Source organism: Corynebacterium efficiens YS-314, from assembly GCF_000011305.1.
In the GTDB taxonomy this organism is placed as follows: Bacteria; Actinomycetota; Actinomycetes; order Mycobacteriales; family Mycobacteriaceae; genus Corynebacterium; species Corynebacterium efficiens.
Genome location: NC_004369.1, coordinates 1,776,741 through 1,789,350, shown reverse-complemented (window position 1 = coordinate 1,789,350; position 12,610 = coordinate 1,776,741). Strand labels below are relative to the sequence as shown.

At 64.0% G+C, this 12,610-nt stretch carries 10 protein-coding genes; 2 read left to right on the top strand and 8 right to left on the bottom strand.

The window, feature by feature from the left end:
• Positions 1 to 27: 27 nt before the first annotated feature.
• Positions 28 to 1,176 carry an N-methyl-L-tryptophan oxidase gene (gene solA / locus CE_RS08465; protein ID WP_035108822.1) on the top strand — a complete coding sequence of 383 codons (1,149 nt, stop codon included), beginning with the start codon at positions 28 to 30 and terminating at the stop codon, positions 1,174 to 1,176.
• 8 nt (positions 1,177 to 1,184) lie between these two features.
• Here the strand turns inward: solA and pgl are convergent, their stop codons facing one another.
• The 5 genes from pgl to tkt form a co-directional block, all read right to left on the bottom strand.
• On the bottom strand, positions 1,185 to 1,919 hold the full coding sequence (pgl, locus tag CE_RS08460; protein ID WP_006767699.1) for a 6-phosphogluconolactonase: 735 nt from the start codon (positions 1,917 to 1,919) through the stop codon (positions 1,185 to 1,187).
• Between the two features lie 8 nt (positions 1,920 to 1,927).
• The gene (locus CE_RS08455; protein ID WP_006767698.1) at positions 1,928 to 2,893 is read right to left on the bottom strand and encodes a glucose-6-phosphate dehydrogenase assembly protein OpcA; all 966 of its coding nucleotides are present in this window, start codon (positions 2,891 to 2,893) and stop codon (positions 1,928 to 1,930) included.
• A gap of 16 nt (positions 2,894 to 2,909) precedes the next feature.
• Positions 2,910 to 4,454 (bottom strand): glucose-6-phosphate dehydrogenase, encoded by a 1,545-nt coding sequence (gene zwf / locus CE_RS08450; RefSeq protein WP_006767697.1) that lies wholly within the window; start codon positions 4,452 to 4,454, stop codon positions 2,910 to 2,912.
• A gap of 111 nt (positions 4,455 to 4,565) precedes the next feature.
• On the bottom strand, positions 4,566 to 5,648 hold the full coding sequence (gene tal / locus CE_RS08445) for a transaldolase (RefSeq protein ID WP_006767696.1): 1,083 nt from the start codon (positions 5,646 to 5,648) through the stop codon (positions 4,566 to 4,568).
• Positions 5,649 to 5,773: 125 nt separating this feature from the next.
• Positions 5,774 to 7,867, bottom strand: coding sequence for a transketolase (gene tkt / locus CE_RS08440; protein WP_173362572.1), 2,094 nt, complete (start codon positions 7,865 to 7,867; stop codon positions 5,774 to 5,776).
• A gap of 713 nt (positions 7,868 to 8,580) precedes the next feature.
• On the opposite strand from tkt, the gene CE_RS08435 reads away from it, so the two are divergent.
• A complete protein-coding gene (locus CE_RS08435) occupies positions 8,581 to 9,540 on the top strand; it encodes a heme o synthase (RefSeq protein WP_407921255.1) in 960 nt (319 codons plus the stop codon).
• Between the two features lie 76 nt (positions 9,541 to 9,616).
• Here CE_RS08435 and CE_RS08430 read toward each other — a convergent pair whose 3' ends face one another.
• The 3 genes from CE_RS08430 to CE_RS08420 form a co-directional block, all read right to left on the bottom strand.
• Complete coding sequence (locus tag CE_RS08430) at positions 9,617 to 10,585, bottom strand: quinone oxidoreductase family protein (RefSeq protein ID WP_006767693.1); 969 nt, start codon at positions 10,583 to 10,585, stop codon at positions 9,617 to 9,619.
• Between the two features lie 61 nt (positions 10,586 to 10,646).
• Positions 10,647 to 11,648, bottom strand: a complete 1,002-nt coding sequence (locus CE_RS08425; protein ID WP_006767692.1) for a COX15/CtaA family protein — start codon at positions 11,646 to 11,648, stop codon at positions 10,647 to 10,649.
• 172 nt (positions 11,649 to 11,820) lie between these two features.
• Entirely contained in the window at positions 11,821 to 12,609 is a 789-nt protein-coding gene (locus CE_RS08420) for an ABC transporter permease (protein ID WP_006767691.1), read from the bottom strand.
• Between the last annotated feature and the right edge of the window lies 1 nt (position 12,610).

Here is a 12,610-nt window from a genome sequence, read left to right as displayed (position 1 = left end):
ACTATGAGAACATGGGAGTCAATATCAATGAATAGAAAAATTGCTGTAGTGGGACTCGGTTCCACAGGTTCCATGGCGTTGTGGCATCTCAGCAGAACGCCGGGTATTGAAGCCATAGGGTTTGAACAATTCGGCATCGGACACGGTTATGGTGCCTACACCGGTGAGTCACGTCTGTTCCGGATGGCATATCACGAAGGCTCCACCTACGTCCCCCTGCTCCGTCGCGCCCGGGAGCTGTGGTTGCAGCTCGGGGCGGCATCCGGGCGGCAGCTGCTCCACAACTTCGGAGTGCTGTCCACCGGCAAGGAGGACACCGCCGCCTTCCAATCGCTGTTGGCGTCCGTCAGCGATCATGATCTCCCGCATGAACGCCTCACCGCGCAGCAACTACGCGAGCGTTACACCGGGATGGACACCCGCGATGACGAGGCCGGGGTGCTGGATCTCCAGGGCGGTGCCCTGCGTCCGGAACTGGCGGTGATCAGCGCCATCGAACAGGCCCGGCGCAATGGAGCCCGGGTGTATGACCACACCGGGATCACCGGCATCGAGGACACGGGGGCGGGCGTCCGGATCACCACCGGTGACAGCGAGATGATGGTGGATCAGGTCATCGTGACCACCGGGGCCTGGAGCGCCGCGGTGGTGCCCGAGATCCGGGACCTCATCGAGGTCAGGAAGCTGGTCCTCACCTGGTTCCTGCCCACCGACACCGCCGCCTTCACGCCGGACCGCATGCCGTGTTTCATCCGCGACCGCGATGGTTTCCACATCTTCGGTGCACCCAGCGTGGATGGCTACAGCGTGAAGATCGCCGGCCTGGATCTCTGGGGAGGACCGAGCTGCCCCCGTGTCGAGGAATCCGACCTCCGCCTGGAACGTGCGGCGGTCTCCGCCTTCGGGCGCAGGGTCCACGATCTGTTCCCCGGTGTCCTGCCCGAACCCAACCGGTATTCCGTGCACTATGACACCTACACCTCCACCAAAGCCCCGATCATCGACCGGGTCGGTGACGTGGTGGTACTCACCGGTGGTTCCGGGCACGGATTCAAACTCGCCCCCGCCTACGGGGAACTGGCCACCCGCCTGGCGGTGGGGATCGACAATCCGCTGCTCAGCCCGGATTTCGCCATCACCGCCCACGACCGGTTTGTCGGGGCGGTGGCGGCCTGACAAACCGGTCAGATTCCGGTGGCCGCGTCGTCGGCGAGGAACATCAGCGTCTCTGCGGCACCGGTGGCGCCGGCGGCCGGCCAGTCCTCGGCGGATGCGCCACCCACGACCGCGGCTGCCGCCTCGGCCTTCTCCGCACCCGATACCAGCAGCCACACGCGCTGGGATGACCGGACGGCCGGCAACGTCAGGGTGGCGCGCTCCGCCGGGGGCTTGGGTGAATCCAGCACCGGGATCACCCGACGGGTCTCCTCGCGCACCGCATCGGTGTGGGGGAACAGGGAGTTGATGTGCCCCTCGTATCCCATGCCCAGCAGGTGCAGATCGAACCCGCGTGGGGCGAACTGGTCGATCACCCGCTCATAGTCGGCGGCGGACTCCGCCAGGGCAGCCGCATCCAGGCCCTCAAGCCCGTAGCCGTGGATGTTGTCCTCCGGGATGGCAACCCTGGACAGCAGTGCCTCGCGGGCCTGTCCCTCATTGGATTCCGGGTGGGTGACCGGGACATTGCGTTCATCACCGAAGAAGATGTGGATCTTCTCCCACGGCAGATCGGCACCGATCCCGGCGACCTTCTCCAACAGTTTGATGCCGGCTGTGCCTCCGGTGAGCACGATCCTGGCCACACCGTCATAGTTGATGCCGCCGCCGGGTGCGGTGGCGGCCCGTGCGACATCGACGAACCGCTCCGCCGCCCGGTTGACCAGGTCCTCTGTATCCGTGACCCTGATGACCTCGACCATTGTGAACCCTACCTTTCCTCGTAGACCCGCTTGACCTGGGACAGGCCCGCGAGTGCGTGCTGGTATCCCATGTCGGGATCCATGTGTCGTAGTTCCTCGGACAGGCAATCCGCCTCACTGCGACGCCCGATGGCCACCAGTGAGGGCGGGACCTCGCTGTCGGTGATCTCCACCCGCAGGGTGCGTGCATCCTGGATGCTGATGATCACGGTGCCGGTGGTGCGTTCGATCTCCACCCGTCGCACCGCCAGCATCGGGGTGCCGTCCTCATCGCAGGGCACGGTCGGCTCGTTGGTGGCCACCCGGGTCACCGGCACCTGCAGACGTCCGGCGAGCCACCCGGCCGCCAGATCCACCGACACGCTTGTCGACGGTCCCTCCACCCGCGCCGAGACCACCTCACCGTGGGGTGGGTGGTCCAGGGAGGAGGCCACCAGACCGCGCCACTGTGTGAGGCGGGCCCAGGTCATGTCGGTGTCCCCGGGGTGGTAGTTCTCCACCCGGTCCTCGAGCGACTCACTGCCACCGTGCATGGCATCGGTGATCCGGCGCTGGGCGATCTTACCGATGGCGTTGGTGGAGGGGTTCGCCGGGGCGTCGGTGGGCCACCACACCACGATCGGGGTGTCCGGCAGCAGCAGTGGGGTGACCACCGACTGCAGGTTGCCCGCAACCGGGCCGGACAGGTGCATGATGATCATCTCGGCGGCACCGGCGTCACCACCGATGCGCACCTCGGCATCCACCTTCGGTTCGGCATCACGGGAACCCACCACGAGCACGATCACACGCGACGGGTGCTCGCGGGAGGCCTCATTGGTGGATTCGGTGATGGCCTGGACATCATTGTCGGAGCGTGCGACAACGATGAGGGTGAGCACACGACCGGTGGTCACCTGGGTGCCTGATTCACGCAGACGCGACAGTGTCTTGGCGATCTTGTGGGTGGAGGTATCTGGAAGTTCAAAGATCATTGGTTAGTGCCCTTTCCTACGGCCTGCGCCACTGGTGGCCGTTGCGTGCCAGCATCTCATCGGCGCTCTTCGGTCCCCATGTGCCGGCGGGATACTCCTCCGGTTGGCCATTCTCCTCCCAGATCTCCAGGATCGGATCCAGGATCTTCCAGCTCAGTTCCACTTCCTCATTGGTGGGGAAGAGGCTGGACTCATCGAGAAGCGCATCCAGGATGAGACGCTCATACGCCTCGGGGGATTCCTCGGTGAAGGACTCGGAATAGGAGAAGTCCATATTCACATCACGGACCTCCATGGCAGATCCGGGCACCTTGGATCCGAAACGGATGAGCACACCCTCGTCGGGCTGCACACGGATCACGATGGCGTTGTTACCGAGTGCCGCGGTCATGCCGGGATCGAAGGGCTGGTGGGGGGCATCCTTGAACACCACGGCGATCTCGGTGACACGACGACCCAGGCGTTTGCCGGTGCGCAGGTAGAACGGCACACCCGCCCACCTGCGGGAGGTGATCTCCAGGGTGCAGGCGGCATAGGTCTCGGTGGTGGATTCCGGATCGAAACCATCCTCCTCCCGCAGACCCTTGACATATTCAGACCCCTGCCAGCCGGCGGAATACTGGCCACGCGCGGAGTTCTCCGCGATCGGCAGGCTCGGCTTGGTGGCACGAAGCACCTTGATCTTCTCTGCCTGCAGCTGGGTGGGGGTGAAGGAGATGGGCTCCTCCATGGCCACCAGGGCCAGCAGCTGGATCAGGTGGTTCTGGATGACATCACGGGCGGCACCGATGCCGTCATAATAACCGGCGCGTCCCCCCAATCCGATGTCCTCCGCCATGGTGATCTGCACATGATCGACATAATTGGAGTTCCACAACGGCTCGAACAGCTGGTTGGCGAAACGCAGGGCCAGAATGTTCTGGACGGTTTCCTTGCCCAGGTAATGGTCGATGCGGAAGACCGATTCCTCGGGGAAGACAGCGTTGACCGTCTCATTGAGTTCATGCGCGGTCTTGAGATCATTGCCGAAGGGCTTCTCGATGATCACCCGTCGCCAGGATTCGTCTGTGGATGCCGCCATACCTGAGCGCTCCAACTGGTGGCAGACCGCCGCGAAGGAATCCGGCGGGATGGATAGGTAGAAGGCCCAGTTGCCGGCGGTGCCCCTGGTCTCGTCGAGACGCTTAAGCGTGTCCGCGAGATTGTCGAAGGCGGAATCGTCGTCGAAGTTGCCCTTGACAAATTCCATGCCCTCGGCGAGGCGTTCCCACACGTTTCCGCGGAATTCGGTACGGGCGCCGGCCTCCACGGCCTCGCGCACGTAGTTCTCGAAGTCCTCCTTGCTCCAGTCACGGCGTCCGTAACCCACCAGGGCGAAACCCGGGGGGAGCAGACCACGGTTGGCCAGATCATAGATCGCGGGGAGGAGCTTCTTGCGGGCGAGGTCACCGGTGACACCGAAGATGACCAGGCCGGACGGTCCCGCGATGCGGGGCAGTCGTTTGTCCTGGGGATCACGCAGGGGATTAATCCAGGTGGTGGGATTCGTGTGGGAGCTCACGGTGAAGCGTCACGATCCTTTCTTGGAGATGGTGAAACGGCCGGAGGCCTGACGTGGAAAACGTACGAGCCCCGGCCGTGACGAGACAGCGTGTCTGCTGGATGAACCGGACTACTTCAGGCGGGCTTCCATGGACTCCAGGAGCTCGCTCCAGGATGCCACGAATTTCTCCACGCCCTCATTTTCCAGTACCTCGAAGACATCGCCGAGATCGACACCGAGCTCACCCAGGCGGGTGAAAAGCTGCTCGGCCTCATCGGCGGTGTCGGTCAGGGTATCGCCGTGCAGGTTGCCCTGCTCGAGCACAGCGTCAATGGTACCTTCCGGCATGGTGTTGACGGTGTCCGGGCCAGCCAGCTCGGAGACATACAGGGTGGCGGGGTAGTCGGGGTTCTTCACACCGGTGGATGCCCACAGCGGGCGCTGGGTGTTGGCCCCCTCGGGCAGATCAGCCTCGGCGAAGAGCTCCCTGTACAGGGCGTAGGCGCGGCGGGCGTTGGCCACACCGGCCTTGCCGCGCAGTTCGAGAGCCTCATCGGTGCCGATCTCCTCCAGACGCCGGTCGATCTCGGTGTCCACACGGGAGACGAAGAAGGAGGCCACGGAGTGGATCTTGGACACATCATGGCCGTTCTCGGCGGCACGCTTGACACCATCGATGTAGGCCTTGATGACCTGGCGGTAACGATCCACAGAGAAGATCAGGGTGACGTTCACACTGATGCCCTCCGCCAGGGCGTCGGAGATGGCGGGGAGGGAACCCGGGGTGGCCGGGATCTTGATCATGACGTTGGGTCGGTCGACCTTGGCCCACAGCTCCTTCGCCTGCTCCAGGGTGGCTGCGGCATCAGCGGAGATGCGGGGGTCCACCTCGATGGAGACACGGCCGTCATAACCACCGGTGGACTCGTAGATGTCGGTGAACAGGTCGCAGGCATCGCGCACATCATCGATGCTCATCGCGTAGACGGCCTCGTCGACGGATGCGCCGGCGGTCTTCAGCTGGTCGATCTGATCGTCGTAGGCGTTGCCCTTGGACATTGCGGCGGCGAAGATGGCCGGGTTGGTGGTGACACCAACGATGGATTTCTCCTCGATGACCTGCTTGAGGTTGCCGGTGGAGATGCGGTCGCGGGAGAGATCATCCAACCAGGTGGAGGTGCCGAGCTGGGAGAGATCATCAATATGGGACATGGGGATCAGTTACCTTTTCCTAGGGTTCGCGGGGGGATGACAGACAGCCCGGGGCAGGAAATTCCGGAGAATTCCAGCCCCGGGCTGTCGCATCATGGTCAGGGTTGTTCAGGGTGGGGGTTGTTCTACGCGTCGAGGGTGGCGCGTGCTGCCTCGAGAACAGCCTCGGTGGTGATACCGAACTTCTCAAACAGGGTCTGGTAGTCGGCGGAGGCGCCGAAATGCTCCAGGGACACGGCCTTACCCCTGGTGCCGAGCCAGCGGTACCACGGCATGGCGATGGCGGCCTCGACGGAGACGCGGGCGGTGACCTCGGAGGGCAGGACGGATTCGATGTACTCGGCGTCCTGCTCCGCGAACCAGTCCATGCAGGGCACGGAGACCACGCGGGCGGCGACACCCTCGGATTCGAGGATGCCGGCTGCCTCCACCGCGATCTGGACCTCGGAACCGGAGCCCATGAGGATGATGTCCGGGGTCTGCTTGGATCCCTCGACCAGGACATAGGCGCCACGGCGCACACCCTCGGCGGCCTTTTCCTTCGTGCCTTCCAGCACGGGCACATTCTGGCGGGTCAGTGCCAGACCCTTCGGTCCCTCCTTGTATTCGAGAGCGGCACGCCATGCGGCGGAGGTCTCGTTGGCGTCGGCCGGACGCAGGATGGACAGGTTCGGGATCGCGCGCAGGGCGGCCAGGGTCTCCACGGGCTGGTGGGTCGGGCCATCCTCGCCGAGACCGATGGAGTCATGGGTCCAGACATAGTAGGCGTCAGTGCCCTGGAGGGCGGCGAGACGGACTGCCGGACGCATGTAGTCGGAGAAGATGAGGAAGGTGCCACCGTACGGGCGGGTGCCGCCGTGGAGGGCGATGCCGTTCATGATCGCGCCCATGGCGTGCTCACGGATACCGAAGTGGAGGTTGCGGCCATACGGCTCGGCAGTCCAGGTCTCGGTGGAGATGGATTCAGGACCGAAGGACGGCTCGCCCTTGATGATGGTGTTGTTGGAGCCTGCCAGGTCGGCGGAACCACCCCAGAGCTCGGGCAGGGTCTTGCCCAGCTCCTGGAGGACAGCCTCGGAGGCCTTACGGGTGGCAATGCCCTTGGCATCCGGTTCCCAGGTGGGGAGGTTGTCCGCGAAGCCCTCGGGCAGTGCGCGGGTGATCAGACGCTCATGCAGTGCCTTGGCCTCCGGGTTGGCGGCGGCCCAGCGGTCGTACTTCTCCTGCCAGGCGACCTTCTTCTCCGCGGCGCGCTCGGCGAGCTTCCGGGTGTGCGCGATGACCTCATCATCGATGTGGAAGTGCTTCTCCGGATCGAAGTCGAGGATCTCCTTGATGGCCGCGACCTCCTCGGCACCGAGGGCGGCACCGTGGGAGGCACCGGTGTTCATCGCGTTCGGTGCGGGATAGGCGATGACGGTGCGCAGACGGATGAAGGTCGGGCGGGTGGTGTCCTTCTTCGCCTCCTCGACGGCGGCTTCGATGGCGACGACATCCTCGCCGCCCTCGATCTCGATGGTCTGCCAGCCGTAGGCCTTGTAACGGGCGACGACATCCTCGGTGAAGGCGATCTCGGTGTTGTCCTCGATGGAGATGCGGTTGTCATCCCAGAAGACGATGAGGTTACCCAGCTGCTGGGTTCCGGCGAGGGAGGAGGCCTCGGCGGTGACACCCTCCTGGAGATCACCGTCGGAGGCGATGACGAAGATGTGGTGGTCGAAGGGGGACTCACCCTCCGGTGCCTCTGGATCGAACAGGCCGCGTTCACGGCGGGCTGCCATAGCCATGCCCACTGCCGAGGCGAGACCCTGGCCGAGGGGGCCGGTGGTGATCTCCACACCGTTGGTGTGGCGGTACTCCGGGTGGCCCGGGGTGAGGGAACCCCAGGTGCGCAGGGCCTTGAGGTCATCCATCTCGAGACCGAAACCACCCAGGTAGAGCTGGATGTACTGGGTGAGGGAGGTGTGGCCACAGGAGAGAACGAAACGGTCGCGTCCGGCCCAGTTGGTGTCGGTCGGGTCGACGTTCATGACGCGCTGGTAGAGGGTGTAGGCGAGGGGGGCGAGACTCATTGCGGTACCGGGGTGACCGGATCCGCAGTTCTCCACCGCATCCACAGCCAGGACGCGGACGGTGTCCACGGCCCTGGTGTCCACATCGGACCAATCGGAGGGGTACTTACGTTCGGTGAGCGCCTGGAGGTCAGGTGACAGCGTCAAGGTGGTCAATCCTTCCTGGTGTGAAACCGGGACGAAGGGGATGGTGTTTTCGTTGGTGGACCCTGGGGGCAGGACCCGTGTTATCCGTTAGGTTGCCCACACAACCGGACTGCACGGGACCACGCGCATGGCGCAGGGGGAGTGTGGGACCGGAATGTGAACATGTAACAACACTAACCATAGTGATGTCGGCACCATTTTATAACCACGTGTGCCGCAAATGACGTAAAAGTATTACCAAAATGGGGTATTTGGCGGTTATCTTGGGCTTTTGCCCTCCGTTCGGGGTGGAAAAGTGACATGACCCATCCGCCGGATCGGCCCTCTCAGGTCGTTTAAGCACATCATTGAGCGGGGTGGTGGTGGGTCGCTGCCGCCCCGGGACGCGCCGTGGGTGCCAACAGGTGCATGTCCGATCGGGAACCGGATGGTGTGATCCACATGGGGGGATTACTCAAAAACAGGTGCGGGGCGATACCATGGCTAGGTCTGGTTAATGCCTGCCTTCCTGTACGAACTTCCTGTGCGAACGGGTGGCGGTCTGTCAGGCGTTGAGCACCGTGCGTGCCGTTGACTGAAGACCCTGTGGGGTCCGGGAAGAAGTCCGGTACCCCCGGGAACTTTCCAGGGACAGCATCCGACTACTGTGCCGTGTGCCTCTGGTCAGTGGCACGCATCAGCAGCACGCAGATCAGTGCAAAAGTGATTTTCTAATAGCAACGTTGTGGAGGAATAAACCCTTGGAGACGATCAAGGCCTATATTGCGCTTACGAAGCCCAGGGTCATCGAACTCCTCCTTGTTGCCACCATCCCCGCCATGCTCCAGGCCGAGCGCGGGGAGCACAATATCATTCTCATCCTGCTCACCGTCATCGGTGGCTGGATGGGAGCGGCGGCGGCCAACACCTTCAACATGGTGGCCGACTCGGATATTGACCAGCGCATGGGGCGCACCCGCGCACGCCCGCTGGTCAAGCACACGGTGAGCAATCGGGATGCCTCAATCTTCGCCTGGGTTCTCACGGTGGCCAGTTTCCTGTGGCTGTGGCTGCTGTGTAACTCGCTGACCGCGGCGGTGTTCGTCATGATCACCATCGCCTTCTACATCTTCGTCTACACGAAGTGGTTGAAGCGCCGCACCCACATGAACATCGTGTGGGGTGGAGCCGCCGGATGTATGCCGGTTGCGGTCGGCTGGGCCGTGATCGTCGATCAGTTCCCCGAGGGACAGCCCCAGCAGTGGTGGCAGGCCATCGTCCTGTTCCTCATCATCTTCTTCTGGACCCCACCGCACACCTGGGCCCTGGCCATGAAGTACCGCGAAGACTACAAGGCAGCCGGTGTGCCCATGCTGCCGGTGGTGCGCACCCCGGTCCAGGTCACTCGTCAGATCGTGTGGTACTCCGTGGCCACTGTCCTGGTCACCTTCCTGCTCATCCCGGCTGCGGGATGGATCTATGCCGCAGCGGCCGTACTCGCCGGTGTGGCCTTCCTCTGGATGGCGATCCGACTCCACCTGGGCATCAAGAACGGTGCCGAGGTCAAGCCGCTGAAGCTGTTCATCCTCTCCAACAATTACCTCGCCGTGCTGTTCCTGGCGCTGTCGGTCGATGCCGTGCTGGGCATCCAGACCATTGGTGAGATGATGGGCTGGAACACCACGTTCTTCTGATCCCACACACCCTGGGAGCACAGCGAAAGGGGGGCTGGAACCATGTGGTTCCAGCCCCCCTTTCGCTGTGCTGTTATCAGTCCTGGGCGACGCGCAGGACGATGGAGCCGGTGGTCGCGCGGTTCTGCAGATCCGAGTGGGCGGTGGCGGCGTCGGCAAGCTCATAGATGCCGGTGACGCGCACCCGCAGGGTGCCGTCGACGATCGCCTGGGTGACGGCCTGCGCACGCATGGCGAATTCACCCTCCTCGGCGATCCAGGCACCCAGGGTCGGGCGGGTGAGGAAGATGGAACCGTGGGTGTTGAGCAGCTGCGGGTCGAAGGGTTCAACGGCACCCGAGGCCGCGCCGAACAGGCAGACCATGCCACGGGGGCGGACCGCCTCCAGTGATTCGCTGAAGGTTGCCTTGCCCACGCCGTCATACACCACGTCCACGCCGATGCCACCGTTGTGGCGGCGCACCTGCTCGGCGAGGTTGTCGGAGTAACGGAACACCTCCGTCGCGCCCGCGTCCAGTGAGAGTTCCGCCTTCTCATCGGTGGAGACGACACTGTAGACGCGGGCTCCCGCGGCCACCGCCATCTGGGTCAGCATCAGGCCCACACCACCGGCGCCCGCGGTGATCAGACAGGAATCACCGGGCCCCAGCTGTGCGACACCGTGGGTGAGATAGTGGGCGGTCATGCCCTGCAGCAGCATGGATGCGGCGACCTCGGGTGCCACCCCCTCCGGGATGGCGACGAGGCGTTCACGGGACACGCAGACCTGCTCGGCGTAGGACCCCAGGCCGTCATACCAGGCCACCTTGGTGCCGGGTGCGATGAGCCCCTGGGGGTCATGCAGCACCTCGCCGGATCCCTCATTGCCGGGGATGAACGGCAGGCGTGTGTGGTACATGCCTTCGCGGTAATAGGTGTCAATATAGTTGACGCCCGCCATGGTCACCTTGACCAGTACCTGATCATCGGTGGGCACGGGGGCGTCAACATCGGTGTATTCGAGGACCTCTGGTCCACCTGTGCGGGAAACTTGGATTGCCTTCATACATCCCACATTAACCACAGGTCGCGGGCGGGGGCGGGAAAAGATGAAGCTTTATAACGCTTTACGACGCCCGACCGTCACCCGGGGTACCGGAGGCAGTGGCGATCACCGCGCGTTTGGCATCACCCTCGGGCGAGCCGGTCACCACGGCCTCACCGTCCTCACGTACCCGGCCCTGGGCCCAGAACAGCGAGGTGAAGGCCACCACCACCGAGGACATGGCGATGTGCACCGGTACGGTCCAGCGGGGAACACCCATGCGGTACTGGAGGATGCCGATACCACCCTGGATGAGGATGAACAGCACGAGCATGATGCTCAGACGCTGGATGTTCCGCGGTGCCTTCATCAGGAACACACCGGCCACCACGATCAGTGTGAAGAAGAGGTAGACGTACATGGAGTAGCCGTGGATGTGCGCCATGAGATCGATATCCACATCGAGCCGGTCGTCCATACTGATGCTGGCGTCACCGGAGTGGGGGCCGGCACCGGTGGTCATGGTGCCGGTGACCAGGACGACGGTCAGGGCGAGGGCCGCAACCACAGCGACATTGCGGATCCAGGATGGGAATTTCATCACAGGCTGCCCGTCATCGGGCTCACCGATCCGGGTGTAGAGGATCGCCGCCAACCAGACCAGGAGCATGGACGGCAGGAAGTGCAGTGCCACCGCGTACCAGTGCAGATCCACCAGCACGGAGATGCCGCCGATGACCGCCTGGATGATGATGCCGATGCCCTGGATGAAGGCGTGGACCTTGATCTCCCGCCGACGCTTGGCAGCGACCACCGCGAGGAAGACAGCCAGGGCGGCGGCGACGAGCACAAAGGTGAGCAGGCGGTTGCCGAACTCCACGGCCTGGTGGATCCACGGGGCCGCACCGGCGACCGGGACGAGGGACCCCTCGTGGCACAGTGGCCAGGTGTCACACCCCAGGCCGGAGCCGGTGACACGCACGATGGAGCCGGTGACGGTGATGCCTCCCTGGAAGATCAGCAGAAGCAGCGCGAGGATTCGCTGCACCCGGATGGTTGGAGCCCACCTGGGCAGGGGCTTCATCTTCTCAACTGGTTGTTGCGTGGGGGCAATCGAAGTAGACACAGAGCCCATGATAACCCGACCGGGTGCCTGAGCCAGAATCGTGAAGTTCCCTGTATACGTGGCATATGACACGCCTGATACAGGGAACTTTTCCGCCTCCGGGAACGACGACTCCAGATGTGGAATATGTCTACCGGCCGGCGGTGAAACTGAACCACCTGTTGGCCGCGAATCCGGCGACGGCCAACCACACGAGCAGAATGCCCAGCTGGAGCCAGGGGAGATCCCCGGCGAAGGCGTTGGAGATACCCTGCGCCAGTGCGACAGACGGGATGACCGACAACGCCCCATCCGCGTTGACCTCGGGGGAGAAGACCGCCCAGGCGGCGATACCGGTGAGCACCACCCAGATGAGATTGGCCAGCGCGAGCACGAGCTCGGAGGACAGGGTGCCACCCATGAGGAGACCCAGGGCGGTGAAGGCCGCGACACCGATCAGGAGGGTGAGGATACCCAGCAGGGCACCAGTGACCGACGTGCGCCATCCGAGGATGAGGGCGGTGGTGCCCAGGATGAGGATCTGGACAACCGTCACGGCGAGCACCGCGATGACCTTGCCGAAGACAATGGTCCACGCCGGCACGCCGCTGGCCCCGGTGCGTTTGAGGGCGCCGTAGCGACGGTCAAAGGCCAGCGAGATGGCCTGGCCGGTAAAACCTGAGCTCATCGAGGCCACGGCCATGATGAAGGGGAACGCGACGGCGAGCGAGCTGTCACTATCACCCGGGACCAGATCGAACCGGGCGAGGGCGATGAGCCCGACCAGCGGGAGGAAGAGGTTGAGCAGCTGTTGTTCGCCGTGCCGGAGAAACAGCAGGGACTCGACCCTGCCCTGCGCGAGCAGCATCCGGGCCGGCGAGGCCCGTCGGGGGGCCGGCGCGAAGGTGCCCGCGGGGAAGCGGGATTCGTTGGTGATCATG

Bases quoted from the DNA above. Each gene is read 5' to 3' on its own strand.
- solA (WP_035108822.1), top strand. From the start codon at position 28: ATGAATAGAAAAATTGCTGTAGTGGGACTCGGTTCCACAGGTTCCATG.
- pgl (WP_006767699.1), bottom strand. From the start codon at position 1,919: ATGGTCGAGGTCATCAGGGTCACGGATACAGAGGACCTGGTCAACCGG.
- CE_RS08455 (WP_006767698.1), bottom strand. From the start codon at position 2,893: ATGATCTTTGAACTTCCAGATACCTCCACCCACAAGATCGCCAAGACA.
- tal (WP_006767696.1), bottom strand. From the start codon at position 5,648: ATGTCCCATATTGATGATCTCTCCCAGCTCGGCACCTCCACCTGGTTG.
- CE_RS08430 (WP_006767693.1), bottom strand. From the start codon at position 10,585: ATGAAGGCAATCCAAGTTTCCCGCACAGGTGGACCAGAGGTCCTCGAA.
- CE_RS08425 (WP_006767692.1), bottom strand. From the start codon at position 11,648: ATGAAGCCCCTGCCCAGGTGGGCTCCAACCATCCGGGTGCAGCGAATC.
- CE_RS08420 (WP_006767691.1), bottom strand. From the start codon at position 12,609: ATGATCACCAACGAATCCCGCTTCCCCGCGGGCACCTTCGCGCCGGCC.